General features: G+C 61.9%; 19 protein-coding genes, 1 tRNA gene and 1 pseudogene. 18 read left to right on the plus strand and 3 right to left on the minus strand.

Translation table 11 applies throughout. The features are described 5' to 3' along the window. The 14 genes and pseudogenes from ASD12_RS33400 to ASD12_RS21915 all read left to right on the plus strand — a co-directional run. Nucleotides 1–106: pseudogene (locus ASD12_RS33400) on the plus strand (elongation factor Tu); the annotation flags it as partial. 160 nt (nucleotides 107–266) lie between these two features. Continuing rightward, entirely contained in the window at nucleotides 267–1,913 is a 1,647-nt protein-coding gene (locus ASD12_RS21860; protein WP_056590909.1) for a hypothetical protein, read from the plus strand. Between the two features lie 104 nt (nucleotides 1,914–2,017). Continuing rightward, nucleotides 2,018–2,500 carry a group II truncated hemoglobin gene (locus ASD12_RS21865; RefSeq protein ID WP_056590912.1) on the plus strand — a complete coding sequence of 161 codons (483 nt, stop codon included), beginning with the start codon at nucleotides 2,018–2,020 and terminating at the stop codon, nucleotides 2,498–2,500. A gap of 21 nt (nucleotides 2,501–2,521) precedes the next feature. After that, entirely contained in the window at nucleotides 2,522–2,641 is a 120-nt protein-coding gene (locus ASD12_RS33405) for a putative glycolipid-binding domain-containing protein (protein ID WP_244482941.1), read from the plus strand. Nucleotides 2,642–2,721: 80 nt separating this feature from the next. Beyond that, nucleotides 2,722–2,797, plus strand: a tRNA-Trp gene (locus tag ASD12_RS21870). A gap of 398 nt (nucleotides 2,798–3,195) precedes the next feature. Then, entirely contained in the window at nucleotides 3,196–3,399 is a 204-nt protein-coding gene (gene secE / locus ASD12_RS21875) for a preprotein translocase subunit SecE (protein WP_013531408.1), read from the plus strand. 27 nt (nucleotides 3,400–3,426) lie between these two features. Next, entirely contained in the window at nucleotides 3,427–3,954 is a 528-nt protein-coding gene (gene nusG / locus ASD12_RS21880; protein ID WP_013531409.1) for a transcription termination/antitermination protein NusG, read from the plus strand. A 159-nt stretch (nucleotides 3,955–4,113) separates the two neighbouring features. After that, nucleotides 4,114–4,542, plus strand: a complete 429-nt coding sequence (rplK, locus tag ASD12_RS21885) for a 50S ribosomal protein L11 (RefSeq protein ID WP_056590915.1) — start codon at nucleotides 4,114–4,116, stop codon at nucleotides 4,540–4,542. A 4-nt stretch (nucleotides 4,543–4,546) separates the two neighbouring features. Next, on the plus strand, nucleotides 4,547–5,245 hold the full coding sequence (gene rplA, locus ASD12_RS21890; RefSeq protein ID WP_056590918.1) for a 50S ribosomal protein L1: 699 nt from the start codon (nucleotides 4,547–4,549) through the stop codon (nucleotides 5,243–5,245). A 376-nt stretch (nucleotides 5,246–5,621) separates the two neighbouring features. Further along, complete coding sequence (rplJ, locus tag ASD12_RS21895) at nucleotides 5,622–6,140, plus strand: 50S ribosomal protein L10 (RefSeq protein ID WP_013531412.1); 519 nt, start codon at nucleotides 5,622–5,624, stop codon at nucleotides 6,138–6,140. A 54-nt stretch (nucleotides 6,141–6,194) separates the two neighbouring features. After that, entirely contained in the window at nucleotides 6,195–6,572 is a 378-nt protein-coding gene (rplL, locus tag ASD12_RS21900) for a 50S ribosomal protein L7/L12 (RefSeq protein ID WP_056590921.1), read from the plus strand. 251 nt (nucleotides 6,573–6,823) lie between these two features. Next, nucleotides 6,824–10,960 (plus strand): DNA-directed RNA polymerase subunit beta, encoded by a 4,137-nt coding sequence (rpoB, locus tag ASD12_RS21905; protein WP_056590924.1) that lies wholly within the window; start codon nucleotides 6,824–6,826, stop codon nucleotides 10,958–10,960. A 129-nt stretch (nucleotides 10,961–11,089) separates the two neighbouring features. After that, complete coding sequence (gene rpoC, locus ASD12_RS21910) at nucleotides 11,090–15,286, plus strand: DNA-directed RNA polymerase subunit beta' (RefSeq protein ID WP_024505639.1); 4,197 nt, start codon at nucleotides 11,090–11,092, stop codon at nucleotides 15,284–15,286. 214 nt (nucleotides 15,287–15,500) lie between these two features. Further along, the gene (locus ASD12_RS21915) at nucleotides 15,501–16,166 is read left to right on the plus strand and encodes an O-methyltransferase (RefSeq protein WP_056590927.1); all 666 of its coding nucleotides are present in this window, start codon (nucleotides 15,501–15,503) and stop codon (nucleotides 16,164–16,166) included. A gap of 6 nt (nucleotides 16,167–16,172) precedes the next feature. On the opposite strand, the gene ASD12_RS21920 is transcribed toward ASD12_RS21915, so the two are convergent. The 3 genes from ASD12_RS21920 to ASD12_RS21930 all read right to left on the minus strand — a co-directional run bounded on the left by ASD12_RS21920 (nucleotide 16,173) and on the right by ASD12_RS21930 (nucleotide 18,589). After that, complete coding sequence (locus ASD12_RS21920) at nucleotides 16,173–17,099, minus strand: Gfo/Idh/MocA family oxidoreductase (RefSeq protein WP_056590930.1); 927 nt, start codon at nucleotides 17,097–17,099, stop codon at nucleotides 16,173–16,175. A gap of 79 nt (nucleotides 17,100–17,178) precedes the next feature. Then, nucleotides 17,179–18,291, minus strand: coding sequence for a PLP-dependent cysteine synthase family protein (locus ASD12_RS21925; protein ID WP_056590939.1), 1,113 nt, complete (start codon nucleotides 18,289–18,291; stop codon nucleotides 17,179–17,181). 16 nt (nucleotides 18,292–18,307) lie between these two features. Then, nucleotides 18,308–18,589 (minus strand): transcriptional regulator, encoded by a 282-nt coding sequence (locus ASD12_RS21930; protein ID WP_056590942.1) that lies wholly within the window; start codon nucleotides 18,587–18,589, stop codon nucleotides 18,308–18,310. A gap of 477 nt (nucleotides 18,590–19,066) precedes the next feature. Here ASD12_RS21930 and rpsL point away from each other — a divergent pair, with 477 nt between their 5' ends. From rpsL to ASD12_RS33410, 4 genes are all read left to right on the plus strand, one after another. Then, a complete protein-coding gene (gene rpsL / locus ASD12_RS21935) occupies nucleotides 19,067–19,438 on the plus strand; it encodes a 30S ribosomal protein S12 (RefSeq protein WP_006333356.1) in 372 nt (123 codons plus the stop codon). A 60-nt stretch (nucleotides 19,439–19,498) separates the two neighbouring features. Continuing rightward, entirely contained in the window at nucleotides 19,499–19,969 is a 471-nt protein-coding gene (gene rpsG / locus ASD12_RS21940) for a 30S ribosomal protein S7 (protein ID WP_008875664.1), read from the plus strand. Nucleotides 19,970–19,998: 29 nt separating this feature from the next. Beyond that, the gene (fusA, locus tag ASD12_RS21945) at nucleotides 19,999–22,089 is read left to right on the plus strand and encodes an elongation factor G (RefSeq protein WP_056590946.1); all 2,091 of its coding nucleotides are present in this window, start codon (nucleotides 19,999–20,001) and stop codon (nucleotides 22,087–22,089) included. A 98-nt stretch (nucleotides 22,090–22,187) separates the two neighbouring features. Next, on the plus strand, nucleotides 22,188–22,292 hold a 105-nt coding region (locus tag ASD12_RS33410; RefSeq protein WP_156389057.1), incomplete at its 3' end, for a GTP-binding protein.

The following is a 22,292-nucleotide window of genomic DNA, read 5'->3' on the forward strand; positions in this document are numbered from 1 at the left end:
TGTCGAGCTGATCGTGCCGATCGCCATGGAAGAGAAGCTGCGCTTCGCTATCCGTGAAGGCGGCCGCACCGTCGGTGCCGGCATCGTCGTCACCATCAAGGAATAACCGACGCCGGCCTGTGCCGGTCAGGTTCGAAACGGAAAGGGCGGTCCTTGGGGCCGCCCTTTCTTCTGCCCCAGAGATCGGTGCCCGCGTTGTCGCGCAGACCCTGTTGCAAGCCTTTGGACCTCGTCTAGTATAGGTTGCATCAAGGGGCTTTTTCCAAATGGTTCCAGGGCGCCTTTTCCATCGTCAGGCCTTGTGGTCGCTGCGGCTGATCTGCCTGCTGGCGTTGCTTGTCCCGGGACGTGCCTTTGCGACGGATACGGCCCCGGATCTCGGTCCGACGATGCAGTTTGGCATTGTCCGCAGCAATGCACCGGGGTGCGAGCCGATCTGCCCGGAGTGGATCTCGGCAGAAGGCTCGATAGAAGCCGGAACGCCGGCTCTCTTCAAACGCATGCTGAAGACGCTTGGCGGGCGAAAGCTGCCGATCGTCGTCAATTCTCCCGGCGGCAATGTCGAGGCGGCGCTGGCGCTTGGCCGGCTGATCCGCAAGAACAAGCTCGATATTGCCATCGGCAAGACGGTGTTCTCCGGTTGCCAGCCCGACGCGAAGGGCTGCCAGGACCGTGACAAGAATGGCGCCCGCCACTTGGGCGATGTCATTGACTATGGCGCCATGTGCAATTCCGCCTGTCCGTTGATGTTTGCCGGCGGCGTCCGGCGTGTCGCAGGCGAATGGGCCTATCTCGGCGTCCATCAGATCACCACGACCTACATCCGCACGAAATTGCAATACCGGACCACCTACCGCATCGTGGGAGGCAAGAAGAAGGTCCTCAACACAAAGATCGTCAGCCGTAAGAACGCCGGCAGTTACAAGACCTACGAGATGAGCAAGTCGGTGGAGAAAAAGCTGGCGGCCTATCTCAACCAGATGGGCATCGAACAAAGCGTGCTCGAAACGATGAAGGGCACCCCGGCCAGCGACATCCACCAGATCGCCCTCGACGACATGCTGGCGATGAAGTTGGTCACCAGTGCGGACGCTGTAGATCTGTTGACCGCCGCAAGCCTATGCGAGCCGGGCCGCTTGGCCGCGAATTGCCGGGACATACCAGGGAACAAGCCAGCCGATGGCCTGACGGCCGCAGCCAGGCCCACCCCGCTGCCGGTGGAGCCCGAGGGCGTGCAGCGCGATGAAGACATGCGCTTTGTCGTGGTTCGCGGCAGCAACCCGCTCTGCAATCCCGACTGCCCGGAATGGATTTCGGCGCAAGGCGCTATCACACCTCGGACCACGCAGAAGCTGCGCCAATTGCTCGCCACGCTCGGCAATCGGCAACTGCCGGTCGTGATCAGCTCAACGGGAGGCGACCTGTCCAGCGCTCTGGCGGCAGGGCGGCTTATCCATGAGAAGAAGCTCGACGTCGCTGTTGGCCGCACCGATTTCGTCGGTTGTGACCCGGGAGAGTGGAGTTGCCTGGCCAAAGAGGGCGCCTATGCTGGGCTGAGCACCGATGCGGGCGTGGAGTGCGATTCGGCCTGCGCGCTCATGCTTGCCGGTGGCGTCAGGCGGCTTGTCGGTCCCCGGGCGCGGCTTAGCCTGTACCCGATGGGGCAAAAGCAGATGCTCAAGGCCTATCTCGAGGAGATGGCGATCGATCCCGCTCTATTCGCAGCGATCGAGCGGCGCTCGGTCGATCGCCAGCTGGAACCCGACATGATGCTGAAGGTCGGGCTGACGACGAGCCTGCAATCGGTCGATGCGCTGACCGGTGCCACCATCTGCGAGACCGTCCCGAAACCCGAGAATTGCCGGATCCGGCCTTCCGCCAATGCCGAGGCTGACTCGCCCGCCAAATTGTAGAGCGTAGCGACGTCGGAAAACTGGCCATCGAGGCAGGTTGAGACACCTCCGATTTTTCCGCTATCCTCGCTGCTGGCGGCGCCCGGGCCAGCGGAGGATCGAGAATGAGCCAGGATATCCCGACACTCCACGAATGGGCCGGCGGCAGCGAGGCCTTGAACCGGCTGACCCAGACTTTCTATGACAAGGTGGCGCAGGACCCGATCGTCGGGCCGGTATTCAAGACCATGTCGCCGGATCATCCCGCTCATGTCGCTGCCTTCATCGGCGAGGTTTTCGGCGGACCGAAAACCTACAGCGAGCAATTTGGCGGCCACCGCGAGATGGTCATGCATCATCTGGGCAAGCATCTGACCGAGGAGCAGCGCCGCCGCTGGATCAACCTCCTGGCCGATGCCGCCGACACGGTCGGCCTGCCTGACGATCCGGAATTCCGTTCGGCCTTCATGGGCTATGTCGAATGGGGATCGCGGCTGGCCAAGATGAACTCCAATCTCGGCGAGACCTGCGATCCCGAGACGGAGCCGATGCCGGCCTGGGGCTGGGGCGTGCCGGGCGGCCCGTATCGAGCGCCGGACGCCAAATAGCTCCGGCCGTCCCATCGGGAGGTGCGCGAAGAGGGCACACGATATCTCCACGAATCGCGCGCCAGCGACTTCAGGCGGGAACTTGAGATCGACCGGGAGGGGCTGGTCGTCAGCTATCCCGGTTTCTGGCGCGGGAGTTAAGGCGCGTTTGCTTGCAAACCGCTCTTTACAGAGCGTGCGGAAGCTTTTAGGAAGCGCCTGCTGCGCCGACATGCGCACGTACGGGCATAGCTCAGTTGGTAGAGCGGCGGTCTCCAAAACCGCAGGTCGTAGGTTCGAGCCCTGCTGCCCGTGCCATTTCTTGGAATGGCACTCGACGTAATATTTCGCCATTTCTCGAAATGGCCATCAAAACGATATTTCTATGGTCGCCCCTTTGAAAATCGGCGACCCGCTTGCCATATTAGCGCTCTTGGGGCATAAGGGCGTCATAGCCGGGACGGAACGACTGGATGGTTCCGAGGCGGCGTTTGGTCATAAAGCGGACACTTGCCACTTGCGTGGATCAAGAATCGGTTTTATGTAGACGAAACAGACACGCGACGCGTGGAGCTGGGAAGCCGGCTTTACGCGTCTGATTTGCATGGGCGAAATGATTGCGCTGATTCGGCGCAAGATTGGGCTCAGGCGGCACGTCCCGGCCAGCGGGATCATCCAGGAGACCCGGCCAACGGGTCTTGAAGACAGAGCGGCATATGGCTTCGAAAACCACAAATCCTTTCGTCTTTCTCCAGCAGGTTCGCGCGGAGACCGCCAAGGTGACTTGGCCGTCGCGGCGCGAAACGATGATCTCGACGGTCATGGTCCTGGCTTTCGCTGTGATCGCGATGATCTTTTTCTTCACCGCTGATCAGCTCATGGGCCTCGCGGTCGAACAGATTCTGGGCATCGGACGCTAAGTCCGGCGATTACGGAGAAGTCTTGAAATGACCGCGCGCTGGTACATCGTCCACGCCTATTCGAACTTTGAAAAGAAGGTCGCCGAGGATATCGAGAACAAGGCCAAGCAGAAGGGCCTGTCCGCCGATATCCACCAGATCGTGGTGCCGACCGAGAAGGTCGTCGAAGTTCGTCGCGGCCGCAAGGTCGATGCCGAACGCAAGTTCTTCCCGGGTTATGTGCTCCTGAAGGCCAACCTGACCGATGCGGTGTTCTCGCTGGTCAAGAACACGCCGAAGGTCACCGGCTTCCTGGGCGACTCCAAGCCGGTGCCGATCACCGAGGCGGAGGCGCAGCGCATCCTGAACCAGGTGCAGGAAGGCGTCGAGCGGCCCAAGCCCTCGGTCACGTTCGAGATCGGTGAAGCGATCCGCGTTTCGGATGGTCCCTTCGCGTCGTTCAACGGTTTCGTCCAGGAAGTGGACGAGGAGCGGGCGCGGCTCAAGGTGGAAGTCTCGATCTTCGGGCGTGCCGTGCCTGTCGATCTGGAATTCGGACAGGTCGAAAAGGGCTGATCCGAAATCCTGCCGCCAAGCGTGGCAGGGAAGGGCGGCGCTGAGATCGCGCGGCCTTGAGAACGGTGGGAGACGAATGCGGCTTTAGCCGGCCGCATGGATCGCACCACCAGACTGCAACCGCCGGCAAATCCGGCATAGACAAAGGCAGGAAAAGAGATGGCTAAGAAAATTGCAGGCCAGCTCAAGCTCCAGGTGAAAGCGGGATCGGCCACGCCGTCTCCCCCGATCGGCCCGGCGCTTGGTCAGCGTGGCATCAACATCATGGAATTCTGCAAGGCGTTCAACGCGCAGACCCAGGAAATGGAAAAGGGATCGCCGGTTCCGGTCGTCATCACCTACTATCAGGACAAGTCCTTCACCTTCGTCATGAAGACGGCGCCGGTGAGCTACTTCCTGAAAAAGGCGGCTAACCTGACGTCTGGTTCCAAGGAGCCTGGCAAGGTCAAGGCCGGTACGGTTTCGCGTGAAAAGGTCCGCGAGATCGCCACCGCGAAGATGAAGGATCTGAACGCAAACGACGTCGAAGCGGCCATGCGCATGGTCGAGGGCTCCGCCCGCTCGATGGGTCTGGAAGTGGTGGGCTAAGATCATGGCAAAGATTGCAAAGCGTGTATCGAAGACCCGCGAAGGCATTGATCCCAACAAGGCTTATGCCCTGGGTGACGCGCTGAAGCTGCTCAAGGACCGTTCCTCGGTCAAGTTCGACGAGACCATCGAAGTCGCCATGAACCTCGGCGTCGACCCGCGCCATGCCGACCAGATGGTCCGCGGCGTGGTTAATCTGCCGAACGGCACCGGCCGCTCGGTGCGAGTCGCTGTGTTCGCGCGCGGCGACAAGGCTGACGAAGCGCGCGCCGCCGGCGCCGACATCGTTGGAGCCGAGGATCTGGTCGACATCGTCCAGAAGGGCACGATCGATTTCGATCGCTGCATCGCCACGCCGGATATGATGCCGCTGGTCGGCCGTCTGGGCAAGGTGCTCGGCCCGCGTGGCATGATGCCGAACCCGAAGGTCGGCACCGTCACCACCGACGTTGCCGCCGCCGTCAAGGCATCGAAGGGCGGCGCCGTCGAGTTCCGCGTCGAGAAGGCCGGCATCATTCATGCTGGCGTCGGCAAGGTCTCGTTCGAGGTCAAGGCTCTGGAAGAAAACATCCGCGCCTTCGCCGATGCGGTGACCAAGGCAAAGCCGGCTGGCGCCAAGGGCAACTACGTCAAGAAGGTGTCGGTCACCTCGACGATGGGCCCGGGCCTCAAGCTCGACGTCGCGACGCTCACAGCGTCCTGATACGAACATTTGGATCGGCCGCTAAAGGGCTGATCCGCAAGTGAATTCCGGGCCTCCGACTTGTCGGCGGCCCGGTACCGGAAGCCGAGAGGTTTCCGGACATCCTGTCCGAGATTGCAGGCGGCCCAGAAGCCTTAATTCGATTTGGGCCTGCATGAGACGGGTGAAGACCGGACAACGGAGCGATTGCTCCAATGAAAGGTTCGAACCGTGTTTGCCTTTTGTCTGCGCATCGCCGGCTTGACTGTCGATGTGGCGAAAGGGGGCAGGATCCTCGAGCGTCGTTCGGGAGATCCGTTACTGGATGGCCCGGCCGACAAAGGCAACCCGACGCCTGTCCCCCGTTAATGGGTCAGGGGTCAACTGGAGATAGGCAGTGGACAGAGCGGAAAAACGCGAACTCGTCACGGGCCTGAACGGTGCGTTCTCGAACGCAGGTTCAGTGGTCGTGGCCCACTACGCCGGTATCACCGTCGCGCAAATGAACGACCTTCGGTCGAAAATGCGCGCCGCCGGTGGCACCGTCAAAGTCGCGAAGAACCGTCTCGCCAAAATCGCTCTTCAGGGCACGGACTCCGCATCGATCATCGAGCTGTTCAAGGGACAGACGCTGATTGCTTATTCGGAGGATCCGATTGCGGCGCCGAAGGTCGCGTCCGATTTCGCCAAGGGAAATGACAAGCTCGTCATTCTCGGTGGCGCAATGGGCACCACCTCGCTCAACGCCGACGGTGTGAAGGCACTCGCCACACTTCCGTCGCTCGATGAGCTGCGCGCCAGGCTGGTTGGCATGATCGCCACGCCGGCAACCCGGATCGCCCAGATCGTCAATGCGCCAGCGGCCTCGGTCGCGCGCGTCATCGGCGCTTACGCCCGGAAGGACGAGGCGGCATGAGGCCGTTCCTCGCTATCACAAACACACGTTCGAACCTTATGAAGGAACACAACAATGGCTGATCTCGCAAAGATCGTAGACGACCTTTCGAAGCTGACCGTCCTCGAGGCGGCCGAGCTGTCGAAGCTTCTGGAAGAAAAGTGGGGCGTTTCCGCCGCTGCTCCGGTAGCGGTTGCCGCTGCTGGCGGCGCTGCGGCCGCTGCTGCTCCGGCCGAGGAAAAGACGGAATTCGACGTCGTCCTCACCGAGGCAGGCGCTCAGAAGATCAACGTCATCAAGGAAGTCCGCGCCATCACCGGTCTTGGCCTCAAGGAAGCCAAGGATCTGGTCGAAGCGGCTCCGAAGCCGGTCAAGGAAGGCGTTTCCAAGGCCGACGCTGACAAGTTCAAGGCCCAGCTGGAAGCAGCCGGCGCCAAGGTCGAACTGAAGTAAGCGTAAAAGCGGCGGACGGCCTCGCGCCGTCCGCCACTCCCTTCGCTGGAAGGGAGAACGCGTAGCGCGAGACGTACGAGAACCTCTTTCCTGAGGGCCGAAAACCGGCCTTCAGGAAACGGGTTTTCTCCCGTTCTAGCCGGCCGCCGACAGGCGCCGGGAAAACAGACAGAGGGTTGCCGCCAAGGTGGCCCAGAATGCAAGGCGAGCCGCGGCGAGGCTCGTCCCGAGTTTAGAGCTAAGGAGCGACGATGGCCCAGACCCAGACTTTCAATGGCCGCAGACGCGTACGCAAGTTCTTCGGAAAGATCCCGGAAGTTGCGGAGATGCCAAACCTGATCGAGGTTCAGAAGGCATCCTATGACCAGTTCCTGATGGTGGCGGAGCCCAAGGGTGGGCGTCCGGACGAGGGACTGCAGGCCGTTTTCAAGTCGGTCTTCCCGATCTCCGATTTTTCCGGCTCCTCGATGTTGGAGTTCGTGAAGTACGAGTTCGAAGGACCGAAATTCGACGTTGACGAATGCCGTCAGCGCGACCTCACCTATGCCGCGCCGCTCAAGGTGACGCTGCGCCTCATCGTGTTCGATATCGACGAGGATACCGGCGCCAAGTCCATCAAGGACATCAAGGAGCAGGACGTCTACATGGGCGACATGCCGCTCATGACCCTGAACGGCACCTTCATCGTCAACGGCACCGAGCGCGTCATCGTTTCGCAGATGCACCGTTCGCCGGGCGTCTTCTTCGACCATGACAAGGGCAAGTCGCACTCGTCGGGCAAGCTTCTGTTTGCCGCGCGCGTCATTCCCTATCGCGGTTCGTGGCTCGACATCGAGTTCGATTCCAAGGACGTCGTGCACGCCCGCATCGATCGTCGCCGCAAGATTCCAGTGACGTCGCTGCTGATGGCGCTCGGCATGGACGGCGAAGAGATCCTGTCGACCTTCTACAACAAGATCACCTACAAGCGCGCCGGCGACCATTGGCGCATTCCGTTCAACGTCGAGCGTTTCCGCGGCCTCAAGGCTGTCGGCGACCTGGTCGATGCCGATACCGGCGAAGTCGTTGTCGAAGCCGGCAAGAAGATCACCGCGCGGCAGGCACGGGCGCTCGGCGAAAAGGGTCTGAAGGCGATCAAGGCGACCGACGAGGATCTGCTCGGCAACTACCTTGCCGAGGACATCGTCAACTACGGCACCGGCGAGATCTTCCTCGAGGCCGGCGACGAGATCGACGAGAAGACGCTGAAGGTTCTGCTCGGCACCGGCGAAGACGAGATCAAGGTTCTCGACATCGACCACGTCAATGTCGGCGCCTATATCCGCAACACGCTCAACGTCGACAAGAACGAGAGCCGCCAGGACGCGCTGTTCGACATCTATCGTGTCATGCGCCCCGGCGAGCCGCCGACGCTCGAAACCGCCGAAGCCATGTTCAACTCGCTGTTCTTCGACTCAGAGCGCTACGATCTGTCGGCCGTTGGCCGCGTCAAGATGAACATGCGTCTCGAGCTCAAGGCCGAGGACACCGTGCGCGTGCTGCGCAAGGACGACATCCTGGCCGTGGTCAGGACGCTGGTCGAACTGCGCGACGGCAAGGGCGAAATCGACGACATCGACAATCTCGGCAACCGCCGGGTGCGTTCGGTCGGCGAGTTGATGGAAAACCAGTATCGCGTCGGCCTGCTGCGCATGGAGCGCGCGATCAAGGAGCGTATGTCCTCGATCGAGATCGACACGGTCATGCCGCAGGACCTGATCAACGCCAAGCCGGCGGCTGCCGCCGTGCGCGAGTTCTTCGGTTCCTCGCAGCTGTCGCAGTTCATGGACCAGACCAACCCGCTGTCGGAGATCACCCACAAGCGCCGCCTCTCGGCGCTTGGACCGGGCGGTCTGACCCGCGAGCGCGCCGGCTTCGAGGTGCGCGACGTGCACCCGACGCATTACGGCCGCATCTGCCCGATCGAGACGCCGGAAGGCCCGAATATCGGTCTGATCAACTCGCTGGCCACCTTCGCACGCGTCAACAAGTACGGCTTCATCGAGAGCCCGTACCGCAAGATCGTCGACGGCAAGCTGACCAATGACGTCGTCTATCTCTCGGCGATGGAAGAGGCCAAGCACCATGTCGCGCAGGCCAACGCCGAGCTCGACAAGAACGGTGGCTTCGTCGACGAATTCGTCATTTGCCGCAGCGCCGGCGAAGTGATGATGGCGCCGCGCGAAAACGTCGATCTGATGGACGTGTCGCCCAAGCAGATGGTGTCGGTGGCCGCGGCCCTGATCCCGTTCCTGGAAAACGACGACGCCAACCGCGCTCTGATGGGCTCGAACATGCAGCGTCAGGCCGTGCCGCTGGTGCGCGCCGAGGCGCCGTTCGTCGGCACCGGCATGGAGCCGATCGTCGCTCGAGACTCGGGCGCCGCCATTGGCGCCCGCCGCGGCGGCATCGTCGACCAGGTGGACGCGACGCGTATCGTTATCCGCGCCACCGAAGATCTCGATCCGGGCAAGTCCGGCGTCGACATCTACCGGCTGATGAAGTTCCAGCGTTCGAACCAGAACACCTGCATCAACCAGCGTCCGCTGGTTCGTATGGGCGACCGGGTCAACAAGGGCGACATCATCGCCGACGGTCCGTCGACCGAGCTCGGTGATCTGGCGCTCGGCCGCAACGTGCTGGTCGCGTTCATGCCGTGGAACGGCTACAACTACGAGGACTCGATCCTCCTGTCCGAACGCATCGTCGCCGACGACGTCTTCACCTCGATCCATATCGAGGAGTTCGAGGTCATGGCGCGCGATACCAAGCTCGGGCCGGAGGAAATCACGCGCGATATCCCGAACGTCTCGGAAGAAGCGCTGAAGAACCTCGACGAAGCCGGCATCGTCTACATCGGTGCCGAAGTTCAGCCGGGTGACATCCTGGTCGGCAAGATCACGCCGAAGGGTGAAAGCCCGATGACGCCGGAAGAGAAGCTTCTGCGCGCCATCTTCGGCGAAAAGGCATCCGATGTGCGCGACACCTCGATGCGCATGCCTCCTGGCACCTTCGGCACCGTCGTCGAGGTGCGCGTCTTCAATCGCCACGGTGTGGAGAAGGACGAGCGCGCCATGGCGATCGAGCGCGAGGAGATCGAACGCCTCGCCAAGGACCGCGACGACGAGCAAGCCATTCTGGACCGCAACGTCTACGCGCGTCTTTCCGACGTGCTCGTCGGCAAGGAAGCGATCGCTGGACCGAAGGGCTTCAAGAAGGGCTCGACGCTCTCCAAGGATACGCTCGACGAGTATCCGCGTTCGCAGTGGTGGCAGTTTGCCGTGGAGAACGAAAAGCTCCAGAGCGAACTCGAAGCCCTGCGTGGCCAGTACGACGACTCCAAGAAGGCGCTCGAACAGCGTTTCATGGACAAGGTCGAGAAGGTCCAGCGCGGCGACGAAATGCCTCCGGGCGTCATGAAGATGGTCAAGGTCTTCGTGGCCGTGAAGCGCAAGATGCAGCCCGGCGACAAGATGGCCGGCCGTCACGGCAATAAGGGTGTCGTGTCGCGGATCGTTCCTGTCGAGGACATGCCTTTCCTCGAGGACGGCACGCATGCCGATATCGTGCTCAACCCGCTGGGTGTGCCGAGCCGCATGAATGTCGGCCAGATCCTGGAAACGCATCTGGGCTGGGCATGCGCGGGCATGGGCAAGAAGATCGGCGAGCTGATCGACGCGTACAAGGTGGCGGGCGACATCAAGCCGCTGCGCAAGACGCTCGAAAGCTTCATCCCGGCCAACGACCGCAACGAGCCGGTTCGCGAGTATGACGACGAGAGCATTGTTCGCCTCAGCGAGCAGATGCGCCGCGGCGTCTCGATCGCGACCCCGGTGTTCGACGGCGCGCATGAGGCTGACATCAACATCATGCTGGAGCAGGCGGGCCTGCACACCAGCGGTCAGTCGCAGCTCTATGACGGACGCACGGGCGAGCCGTTCGATCGCAAGGTGACTATGGGCTATATCTACATGCTCAAGCTTCACCATCTCGTGGACGACAAGATTCACGCGCGTTCGATCGGTCCGTACTCGCTCGTCACCCAGCAGCCGCTGGGCGGCAAGGCGCAGTTCGGTGGCCAGCGCTTCGGCGAGATGGAGGTCTGGGCGCTCGAAGCATACGGCGCCGCCTACACGCTGCAGGAAATGCTGACGGTGAAGTCGGACGACGTCGCCGGTCGCACCAAGGTCTACGAGGCGATCGTCCGTGGCGACGACACCTTCGAGGCCGGCATCCCGGAGAGCTTCAACGTTCTCGTCAAGGAAATGCGGTCTCTCGGCCTCAATGTCGAGCTGGAGAACACCAAGCTCGACGACAACCCGATCCGGCTGCCCGACGCGGCCGAGTAAAGCAACGGCGCGCCGCGCAAAGCCGCGGCGCGCCTACAAATTCTTCGGCCGGTGGCCGACACAAGACGGCGGGCGTTTGGCCCGCGCTAGATGCAAGGGGTTTTCGAGGACCCCGAAAAGGAGAACGGCATGAACCAAGAGGTCATGAATCTCTTCAATCCGCAGGCGCCTGCGCAGGTGTTCGATTCCATCCGGATATCGCTTGCCAGCCCTGAGAAGATTCTGTCCTGGTCTTTCGGCGAGATCAAGAAGCCGGAGACCATCAACTATCGCACCTTCAAGCCGGAGCGTGACGGCCTATTCTGCGCGCGCATTTTTGGCCCGATCAAGGACTATGAGTGCCTGTGCGGCAAGTACAAGCGCATGAAGTACAAGGGCGTCATCTGCGAGAAGTGCGGCGTCGAAGTCACGCTGTCGCGCGTCCGCCGCGAGCGCATGGGCCATATCGAACTGGCGGCACCCGTCGCCCATATCTGGTTCCTGAAGTCGCTGCCGTCGCGCATTGGCACGCTGCTCGACATGACCCTGAAGGACATCGAGCGCGTCCTCTACTTCGAGAACTACATCGTCACCGAACCTGGCCTCACCGCGCTGAAGGAGCACCAGCTGCTCAGCGAGGAAGAGTACATGATCGCCGTCGACGAGTATGGCGAGGACAGCTTCACTGCCATGATCGGCGCCGAGGCCATTCATGACCTACTGGCCGGCATGGACCTGGAGAAGATCGCCGGCGACCTGCGTTCGGAACTGGCTTCGACCACCTCCGAGCTGAAGCAGAAGAAGTATCTGAAGCGCCTCAAGGTCGTCGAGAACTTCATGGAATCCGGCAACCGTCCGGAATGGATGATCATGAAGGTGGTCCCGGTGATCCCGCCGGACCTGCGCCCGCTCGTCCCGCTGGACGGCGGCCGCTTCGCCACGTCGGATCTGAACGACCTCTATCGCCGCGTCATCAACCGCAACAACCGTCTGAAGCGGCTGATCGAGCTGCGCGCCCCCGGCATCATCGTGCGCAATGAAAAGCGCATGCTGCAGGAAGCCGTCGATGCGCTGTTCGACAACGGCCGTCGCGGTCGCGTCATCACCGGCGCCAACAAGCGCCCGCTGAAGTCGCTGTCCGACATGCTCAAGGGCAAGCAGGGCCGGTTCCGTCAGAACCTGCTCGGCAAGCGCGTCGACTATTCCGGCCGCTCGGTGATCGTGACCGGTCCGGAGCTCAAGCTGCACCAGTGCGGCTTGCCCAAGAAGATGGCGCTCGAACTGTTCAAGCCCTTCATCTACGCCCGTCTCGACGCCAAGGGTTACTCCTCGACCGTCAAGCAGGCGAAGAAGCTGGTCGAGAAGGAGCGTCCGGAAGTCTGGGATATCCTCGACGAGGTCATCCGCGAGCATCCGGTGCTGCTGAACCGCGCGCCGACGCTGCACCGTCTCGGCATCCAGGCGTTCGAGCCGATCCTGATCGAAGGCAAGGCGATCCAGCTGCATCCGCTGGTCTGCACGGCCTTCAACGCCGACTTCGACGGTGACCAGATGGCCGTTCACGTGCCGCTGTCGCTGGAAGCGCAGCTTGAAGCCCGCGTGCTGATGATGTCGACCAACAACATCCTGCACCCGGCTTCCGGCGCGCCGATCATCGTGCCGTCGCAGGACATGGTTCTGGGTCTCTACTATCTCTCGATCGTCAACCAGAACGAGCCGGGCGAAGGCATGGTGTTTGCCGACATGGGCGAACTCCAGCACGCGCTCGAGACCAAGGCGGTGACGCTGCACTCCAAGATCAAGGGTCGTTTCCGTACGGTCGACGCCGAAGGCAAGGTCGTGTCGAAGATCCATGACACCACCCCTGGCCGCATGATCATCGGCGAGCTTCTGCCGAAGAACGTCAACGTGCCTTACGAGACCGCCAACCAGGAGATGACCAAGAAGAACATCTCCAAGATGATCGACACCGTCTACCGCCACTGCGGTCAGAAGGAGACGGTCATTTTCTGCGATCGCATCATGGCGCTCGGCTTCAGCCATGCCTGCCGCGCCGGCATTTCGTTCGGCAAGGACGACATGCTGATCCCGGACGCCAAGATCAAGCTGGTCTCCGACACCGAGGCTTTGGCCAAGGAATACGAGCAGCAGTACAATGACGGTCTGATCACGCAGGGCGAGAAGTACAACAAGGTTGTCGACGCCTGGGCCAAGTGCTCGGAAAAGGTCGCCGACGAAATGATGGCCCGCATCAAGGCGGTCGAGTTCGAGGACAATGGCCGTCAAAAGCCGATGAACTCGATCTACATGATGTCGCACTCCGGTGCGCGTGGCTCGCCCACCCAGATGCGTCAGCTTGCCGGCATGCGTGGCCTTATGGCCAAGCCGTCGGGTGAAATCATCGAGACGCCGATCATCTCGAACTTCAAGGAAGGCCTGACCGTGCTCGAGTACTTCAACTCGACCCACGGCGCCCGCAAGGGTCTGGCCGACACCGCCTTGAAGACGGCGAACTCGGGTTACCTCACCCGTCGTCTGGTCGACGTGGCGCAGGACTGCATCGTCAACTCCGTCGACTGCGGCACCGACAAGGGCCTCACCATGCAGCCGATCGTCGATGCCGGTCAGGTCGTCGCTTCGGTCGGCCAGCGCGTGCTGGGCCGTACGTCGCTCGACGACATCACCCATCCGGTGTCGGGCGAGATTCTGGTCAAGGCCGGAACGCTGATGGACGAGCGTGACGTGGAACAGATCGAAAAGGCCGGCGTCCAGTCGGTCCGCATCCGCTCGGCACTGACTTGCGAAGTCAGGGTTGGCGTCTGCGCGGTCTGCTACGGTCGCGATCTTGCCCGCGGCACCCCGGTCAACCAGGGTGAAGCTGTCGGCGTCATTGCGGCGCAGTCGATCGGCGAGCCGGGCACGCAGCTCACCATGCGTACCTTCCACATGGGCGGTACCGCGCAGGTGGTGGATAGTTCGTTCCTTGAAGCCTCGTATGAGGGTAAGGTCGAGATCCGCAACCGCAACGTGGTGCGCAACTCCGACGGCCAGCAGATGGTCATGGGCCGCAACATGGCGGTGCTGATCCTCGACGAAGCCGGCAAGGAGCGCGCCTCGCACCGTCTCACCTATGGTTCGCGCATCTTCGTGGACGATGGCGACAAGGTGAAGCGCGGCCAGCGTATCGCCGAGTGGGATCCCTACACCCGTCCAGTCCTCACCGAGATCGAGGGCAGGGTGTCGTACGAGGATCTGGTCGACGGCATTTCCGTTCAGGAAACGGCCGACGAGTCGACCGGCATCACCAAGCGTGAGGTCATCGACTGGCGCTCGACGCCACGCGGCAACGACCTGAAGCCGGCGATTGCGATCCAGGACGCCAAGGGCAAGGTCGGCAAGCTGTCGAAGGGTGGCGACGCCCGCTTCCTGCTCTCGGTCGAGGCCATTCTTTCGGTCGAGCCGGGCTCGCAGGTTCGCCCCGGCGACGTGCTGGCGCGTATTCCGATGGAAAGCGCCAAGACCAAGGACATCACCGGCGGTCTGCCGCGTGTTGCCGAACTGTTCGAGGCACGTCGTCCGAAGGATCACGCCATCATCGCCGAGATCGACGGCACGATCCGCTTCGGCCGCGACTACAAGAACAAGCGTCGCATCATCATCGAGCCGCATGACTCGACGCTTGAGCCGGTCGAATACCTGATCCCGAAGGGCAAGCCGTTCCATCTCCAGGACGGCGACGTCATCGAGAAGGGCGACTACATCCTCGACGGCAATCCGGCACCGCACGACATCCTGGCGATCAAGGGCGTGGAGGCACTTGCTTCCTACCTCGTCAACGAGATCCAGGAAGTCTACCGTCTGCAGGGCGTGTCGATCAACGACAAGCACATCGAGGTGATCGTTCGCCAGATGCTGCAGAAGGTCGAGATCACGGTGCAGGGCGACTCGACCTACATTCCAGGCGATCATGTCGACGTGATCGAACTGGAAGAGGTCAACGAGCGTCTGGTCGAGGACGGCAAGAAGCCGGCCGAAGGCCTGCCGGTGCTGCTCGGCATCACCAAGGCATCGCTGCAGACGCCGTCCTTTATCTCGGCCGCCTCCTTCCAGGAGACGACCCGGGTGCTGACGGAAGCCGCCGTTGCCGGCAAGACCGACATGCTGCAGGGGCTGAAGGAAAACGTTATCGTCGGCCGGCTTATCCCGGCCGGCACCGGCGGCACGATGAGCCAGATCCGGCGCATCGCCACCTCGCGCGACGAGCTGATCATCGACGAGCGCCGCAAGGCCTCCGGTGTGGAAGTCGCCGAGCCGATGCTGGCCGACATGACAACCGCCGCGCAGTAAGCGCGGAAGGTAAGAGAAGAGGAAAGGGGCCCAAGTGGCGCCTTTCAGATTGATTACAAACCCCTCGGTTTTTGGCAGCGGTCAAAATCGAGGGGTTTTGATTCCGATTTGTTCATGGTCTGGATCTGTGACGTTCCGTGAATCAGCAGTCTGAAAGGGGCCCAAGTGGCCCCTTTTCGCGTTTAGGTCCCCAATTGGATCGGAGAAGAAAACGATGAGCAAAAGGACCTGGGTGGCTGTCGACGACTACATCGTCGGTTCCCTGTTTGAGGCGGACCCCATCCTTGATGCCGTTCTGGCGGCCAACCACGATCGCGGCCTGCCGGCGATCGACGTGTCGCCGGCGCAAGGCAAGCTGCTTTCACTTCTTGCGCGCATGCAGGGAGCAAAGAAGGTTCTCGAAATCGGCACGCTGGGCGGCTATTCGACCATCTGGATGGCGCGGGCACTGCCTGTCGACGGCAAGATCGTGACGCTTGAACTCGATCCGCACCATGCCGCTGTCGCGCGATCGAATTTCGAGCGGGCAGGCGTCTTGGAGCGGGTGGAACTGCGGGTCGGGCCGGCGCTCCAGTCGCTTGCAGCACTTGGTGCCGAGAATGCCGGGCCGTTCGATTTCATCTTCATCGACGCCGACAAGCCGAACAACCCGCATTACCTATCCTGGGCCTTGCGGTTATCCCGGCCCGGAACCGTCATCGTCTGCGACAATGTCATACGCGACGGTGCCGTGGTGAATGAAGATGGCTGCGACGCCAATGTCGAAGGGGCACGCGCCGCATTCTCGTTCATCGGTAGCGAGAAGCGTCTGGACGGCACCGCTATCCAGACCGTTGGCGCCAAGGGCTATGATGGCTTTGCAATCGCTATTGTGGATTGACGGAACTCAGTCGAAGAACGCTTCCACCACGTTGCGCTTGCCGAGCATGAAGGCGTCGGCGACGTGCTGCAGGGGGGCGAGGTCGACATCGGAGGTCCTGGCACGCACGATCTCGGCGAAGCGCCTGTAGAGCATCGGATATTCCGCCTCGGGCTCTTCGTGGATGACCTTGCCGTCGATGGCGAGCTTGGAGCCGCCGCCCGACAGCACCATTGCGCCCTTGTCGGTGTCGGCCAGGATGTCCCAGCTTTGCGGGCCTGTCTGCAGCCAGTCGAGGTCCATCGTCACCGGCAAGCCATTCGAGGTGCGGAAGATGACGCGCGCGGCAACCGGGGATGCGCGGTTTTCGGGAAAATCCAGCACAGCAGAGGTGATAAGCATCGGCGGCAGGATATGGGTGGCAATCGACAGCGCGTTGATGCCGGGATCGAAGACGCCGAAACCGCCGGGGGCCCAGATCCACTCCTGGTTCGGATGCCAGCGGCGCACGTCTTCCTTCCAGTTGATGGCGGCCGATCTGATCTTGGTCGAGTTCAGGAAGGCACGCGCCGCCTCGACAGCCGGCGCATAGCGCGAGTGCCAGCTGGCGAACAGCGAGACGCCGTTCTGCGCGGCCAATGCCTTGAGGTCCTCGACCTCGCTGACAGTGGCGCCTGGCGGCTTCTCCAGGAAGACATGCTTCTTCGCCATCAGCGCCGTCCGCGCCGCATCATAGCGGAACTGCGGCGGCATGCAGAGCGATACGGCCTCGAGCTCCGGCACGGCGTCGAGCATCGCCTCGATATCAGGGAAATTCGGGATGTTTTCCACCTTGCCATGCCGGCTGGCAGCCGCGACGAGGCGATAGTTCTGGTCTTTCGCCAGGGCCGGCAGGTGTTGGTCGCGGACGATCTTGCCGACGCCGACGATGCCTATCTTGATGGGCTGGGACACGGCCGCTCCGTCTGTTTGTTGAGTGATGAAGAGCGTTTCTTATCAGAACACTTGCCCCGGGCAAGCCGGAGTCGGACGATCAGCCCCAGCTTTCCTCGAACTGCAGCACCAGCCTTTCGCCGGCCAGAAAGGCCTCGATGGCTGCTTCGAAAGGTGAGGGGTCGAGGCCGTTCGCGGCCAGCCAGTCGTCGGAATAATAGGTGTTGGCATAGCGGTCGCCGGAATCGCAGATCAGCGTCACCAGCGAGCCGGCCTTGCCTTCTTCAACCATGCGCGCCGCCAGAAAGCACATGGCGACGAAGTTTGTGCCGGTCGACCCGCCGACACGGCGGCCGAGTTGGCGCGACAGCACCCGCATCGCCGCCAGCGACACCGCGTCCGGCACCCGCAGCATGTGGTCGATGACGCCGGGCACGAAGGATGGTTCGACGCGCGGCCGGCCGATACCCTCGATGCGCGACGGCTGCTCGCAGCGGCAGTCCCGGTCATGCGTGGCAAAGCTGTCGAAGAAGGCCGAGCGCTCGACGTCGGCGACCGACAGCCGCGTTGCGTGCCTTTTGTAGCGCAGATAGCGGCCGATCGTGGCGGTGGTGCCGCCGATGCCGGCGCTCATGACGATCCAGGTTGGGATAGGATGCTGCTCCTCGCGCATCTGCCCGAAGATGGAATCGGCGATGTTGTTGTTGCCGCGCCAGTCGGTGGCGCGCTCGGCATGGGTGAACTGGTCCATGAAATGACCGCCAAGCCGCGCCGCGAGTTCGGCCGACTCGGCATAGATGCGCCGGCCGTCGTCGATGAAATGGCACTTGCCGCCATAGTGCTCGATCGCGGTGATCTTTTCGCGCGAGGTCGATCGCGGCATCACGGCATAGAACGGCACACCGATCATGCGGGCGAAATAGGCTTCCGACACCGCCGTCGAGCCCGACGACGCTTCGATCACCGGCGAGCCTTCACGGATGAGGCCGTTGCACAGCGCATAGAGAAACAGCGAGCGCGCCAGCCGATGCTTCAGGCTGCCGGTCGGATGAGTGGATTCGTCCTTGAGGTAGAAGTCGATGCCAGTCAGTGCCGGCAGATCGAGCTTCCAGAGGTGCGTGTCTGCCGAGCGGTGCTGGTCGGCTTCGATTGCGGCGACCGCCCGGTCGGCCCAGGCCCGGGATGCAGGTCCAACAGCTTTTGCTCCTGCCATGATCGGCGCCCTGGTTTCAGATTGGCACGTCGAAAGTAACGATCGACACTTCGCCTTCGAGTGCGCCCTGGAAGGCCGACAGATGAGGCTCTTCGTCAGGCACGCCGTCCATGTCGCCGATCTGGTCGAGCTCGGCCTCGGCGTAACCTTCCGCGGCAAGCGATTCGAGCGCCCGGCGCACCGCCGAATCGTCGTCGGGCGCGACCAGCATGACGTGGACGCCTTCCGGTTTGCCGCCCTTTCTCTTCCACACCCGGCCGGTGATGATAGTGACCGGGCGTTCTTCATTGTCGTTCACGGGCCGATTCCTCTTGGCAATGTGTGGGTGGGCGAGGGGATTTTGACTGCTCATGCAGCCTTTTCGCATGAAGAAGGGCTACGCAACAGCGCAAAGCCGGTCACTTTCTTCCTCGCCCTTGCAAAATGGCGAAAGAAAATTACATGCGGTTTTCGCATGGCTGCCAAGCCCCGGCTTCAATGCAATATTTGCCGCGCCGGGGTTGACGGTTCGTGGGCTTGCTAGTAGAAGCCGCCCAGTCAGAACCGATGTGAGGCTCTCCCTTCCGAAGCGACACGCTTTGGAGTTTGCCTCAAACAGGGTTCGTTTTACGAGCGAAAAGACATTTCCGGCGTGCACGAAGCGGCTTCCGCTTCCTCTGCCATTTGTTCGGGCAAGACCGCGAGGCGCGGTTTGTGGCCCGAATTTGCGTATGGAAATGACGCTTTGAGCGGCCCTGACCGGGCGAGACACGGAATTGAGAGACAAGAGGGTTTAATGCCTACCGTCAACCAGCTGATCCGCAAGCCGCGCATTGCGCCGGTGAAGCGCAACAAGGTCCCGGCCATGCAGCAGAACCCGCAGAAGCGGGGTGTCTGCACGCGCGTCTATACAACGACGCCGAAGAAGCCGAACTCGGCGCTGCGCAAGGTGGCCAAGATCCGCCTGACCAATGGTTTTGAAGTGATCGGGTACATCCCCGGCGAAGGCCACAACCTTCAGGAACACTCCGTGGTGATGATCCGCGGCGGCCGCGTCAAGGATCTTCCGGGCGTTCGCTACCACATCATCCGCGGCGTGCTCGACACGCAGGGTGTGAAGAACCGCAAGCAGCGCCGTTCGAAGTACGGCGCCAAGCGTCCGAAGTAAGATTTTCCGGCCTTGGCGCTCCTTGAGTGCGTCGGGCTATGAGATTGAGAGACAAAAGCCATGTCGCGTCGTCACAGTGCAGAAAAGCGTGAGATCAATCCGGACCCGAAGTTCGGCGATCTGATCGTCACCAAGTTCATGAATGCCGTCATGTATGACGGCAAGAAGTCGGTCGCCGAGACCATCGTCTACGGCGCGCTCGATCAGGTTCAGTCGAAGACCAAGCAAGAGCCGGTCACCGTCTTCCATCAGGCGCTCGACAATGTCGCGCCGCATGTGGAAGTGCGTTCGCGTCGTGTCGGCGGCGCCACCTACCAGGTTCCGGTCGACGTGCGCCCCGAGCGCCGCCAGGCATTGGCCATTCGCTGGCTGATCGCGGCTGCCCGCAATCGCAACGAGACCACGATGGTCGACCGCCTCTCCGGCGAGCTGATGGACGCGGCCAACAACCGCGGCACGGCCGTCAAGAAGCGTGAAGACACCCACAAGATGGCTGAAGCCAACCGCGCTTTCGCGCACTACCGCTGGTAAAGCGCGAACGAGACTGAGAGGCAGCTACGATGGCCCGCGAATACAAAATCGAAGACTACCGCAATTTCGGTATCATGGCGCATATTGACGCCGGCAAGACGACGACCACCGAGCGCGTCCTCTATTACACGGGCAAGTCGCACAAGATCGGCGAAGTCCACGACGGCGCTGCCACCATGGATTGGATGGAGCAGGAGCAGGAGCGCGGCATCACCATCACGTCCGCCGCGACCACGACCTTCTGGAAGGGTCGCAGCGGCAAGATGTACCGCTTCAACATCATCGACACCCCCGGCCACGTCGACTTCACCATTGAAGTCGAGCGTTCGCTGCGCGTTCTCGACGGCGCCATCGCGCTGCTCGATGCCAATGCCGGTGTCGAGCCGCAGACGGAAACCGTCTGGCGTCAGGCCGACAAGTACCGCGTTCCGCGCATGATCTTCTGCAACAAGATGGACAAGATCGGCGCCGACTTCTACCGCTCGGTCGAGATGATCGGTTCGCGCCTTGGTGCGCATGCCGTTGTCATGCAGCTGCCGATCGGCGCCGAGACGGAGTTCAAGGGCGTTGTCGACCTCGTCGAGATGAACGCGCTGGTCTGGCGCGACGAGACGCTGGGCGCTGCCTGGGACATCGTCGAGATCCCGGACGACCTCAAGGCTCGTGCTGAAGAATACCGCGAGAAGATGATCGAGGCCGCCGTAGAAATGGACGAGACGGCGCTTGAGAATTACCTCGAAGGCAAGATGCCGTCGAATGACGAGATCCGCGCGCTGATCCGCAAGGGCACCATCGCGGTGAAGTTCTACCCGATGTTCTGCGGCTCGGCCTTCAAGAACAAGGGCGTGCAGCCGCTGCTCGACGCCGTCGTTGAATATCTGCCGTCGCCGGCCGATGTTCCGGCCATCAAGGGCGTCGATGCCAAGACCGACGCCGAGATCGAGCGTCATGCCGACGACAACGAGCCGCTGTCGATGCTCGCCTTCAAGATCATGAACGACCCGTTCGTCGGTTCGCTGACCTTTGCCCGCATCTATTCGGGCAAGCTCACCAAGGGCATCTCGGTCGACAACACCGTGAAGGGCAAGAAAGAGCGCATCGGCCGCATGCTGCAGATGCATGCGAACTCGCGCGCCGACGTCGAAGAGGCTTTTGCCGGCGACATCGTTGCTCTTGCCGGTCTCAAGGACACGACCACCGGCGACACGCTCAGTGATCCGCTGCATCCGGTCATCCTTGAGCGCATGGAATTCCCCGATCCGGTCATCCAGATCGCCATCGAGCCGAAGACCAAGAACGATCAGGAAAAGATGGGCCTCGCCCTTCACCGCCTGGCCGCAGAGGATCCGTCCTTCCGCGTCAAGACCGACGAGGAAAGCGGCCAGACCATCATTTCCGGCATGGGCGAACTCCACCTCGACATCATCGTCGACCGCATGCGTCGCGAGTTCAAGGTCGAGGCCAATGTCGGCGCACCGCAGGTGGCTTATCGCGAGACGATCACGCGCAAGCACGAGCAGGATTACACGCACAAGAAGCAGACCGGCGGTACCGGTCAGTTCGCTCGCGTCAAGATCGTCTTCGAGCCGAACCCGGACAGCAGCGAGTTCGAGTTCGATACCAAGATCGTCGGCGGCGCCGTGCCAAAGGAATACATCCCAGGTGTCGAAAAGGGCATCAACAGCGTCATGACCTCGGGTCCGTTCGCGGGCTTCCCGATGATCGGCGTCAAGGCGACGCTGATCGATGGCGCCTATCATGATGTTGATTCCAGCGTTCTGGCCTTCGAAATCGCCGGCCGCGCCTGCTTCCGTGAAGCAGCACCCAAGCTTGGCGTGCAGCTCCTTGAGCCGATCATGAAGGTCGAAGTTGTGACGCCGGAAGACTACGTCGGCAGCGTCATCGGCGATCTGAACGGTCGTCGTGGCCAGATCCAGGGTCAGGAAGCGCGTGGCGTTGCGGTGGTTATCAACGCGATGGTGCCGCTCGCCAACATGTTCAAGTATGTCGACAACCTGCGCTCGATGAGCCAGGGCCGTGCGGCCTACACGATGCAGTTCGATCACTATGAGCCGGTCCCTACGGCGGTGGCCCAGGAAGTCCAGAAGAAATACGCGTAAGGGTTCCTTAGCCACCGGGTCGCGTTCCTTGCGCGGTGCCGGATCTGAAGAGCGAATAACAATTTCCCCCAAGCGGGTAGAATAGACGGAGAACGATTATGGCCAAAGGTAAATTCGAGCGTAACAAGCCTCACGTGAACATCGGCACGATTGGCCACGTCGACCATGGCAAGACGTCGCTGACGGCGGCGATCACCAAGTAT

The sequence above is a fragment of the Mesorhizobium sp. Root102 genome, from assembly GCF_001425625.1.
In the GTDB taxonomy this organism is placed as follows: Bacteria; Pseudomonadota; Alphaproteobacteria; order Rhizobiales; family Rhizobiaceae; genus Mesorhizobium.

Excerpts from the sequence above, each read along its gene's own strand:
- secE (WP_013531408.1), top strand. The coding sequence starts at position 3,196 with ATGGCTTCGAAAACCACAAATCCTTTCGTCTTTCTCCAGCAGGTTCGC.
- fusA (WP_056590946.1), top strand. The coding sequence starts at position 19,999 with ATGGCCCGCGAATACAAAATCGAAGACTACCGCAATTTCGGTATCATG.
- ASD12_RS21925 (WP_056590939.1), bottom strand. The coding sequence starts at position 18,291 with ATGGCAGGAGCAAAAGCTGTTGGACCTGCATCCCGGGCCTGGGCCGAC.
- rpsG (WP_008875664.1), top strand. The coding sequence starts at position 19,499 with ATGTCGCGTCGTCACAGTGCAGAAAAGCGTGAGATCAATCCGGACCCG.
- ASD12_RS21915 (WP_056590927.1), top strand. The coding sequence starts at position 15,501 with ATGAGCAAAAGGACCTGGGTGGCTGTCGACGACTACATCGTCGGTTCC.
- rplL (WP_056590921.1), top strand. The coding sequence starts at position 6,195 with ATGGCTGATCTCGCAAAGATCGTAGACGACCTTTCGAAGCTGACCGTC.
- rpsL (WP_006333356.1), top strand. The coding sequence starts at position 19,067 with ATGCCTACCGTCAACCAGCTGATCCGCAAGCCGCGCATTGCGCCGGTG.
- ASD12_RS21865 (WP_056590912.1), top strand. The coding sequence starts at position 2,018 with ATGAGCCAGGATATCCCGACACTCCACGAATGGGCCGGCGGCAGCGAG.
- ASD12_RS21860 (WP_056590909.1), top strand. The coding sequence starts at position 267 with ATGGTTCCAGGGCGCCTTTTCCATCGTCAGGCCTTGTGGTCGCTGCGG.
- rpoC (WP_024505639.1), top strand. The coding sequence starts at position 11,090 with ATGAACCAAGAGGTCATGAATCTCTTCAATCCGCAGGCGCCTGCGCAG.
- rplA (WP_056590918.1), top strand. The coding sequence starts at position 4,547 with ATGGCAAAGATTGCAAAGCGTGTATCGAAGACCCGCGAAGGCATTGAT.
- rpoB (WP_056590924.1), top strand. The coding sequence starts at position 6,824 with ATGGCCCAGACCCAGACTTTCAATGGCCGCAGACGCGTACGCAAGTTC.
- nusG (WP_013531409.1), top strand. The coding sequence starts at position 3,427 with ATGACCGCGCGCTGGTACATCGTCCACGCCTATTCGAACTTTGAAAAG.
- rplK (WP_056590915.1), top strand. The coding sequence starts at position 4,114 with ATGGCTAAGAAAATTGCAGGCCAGCTCAAGCTCCAGGTGAAAGCGGGA.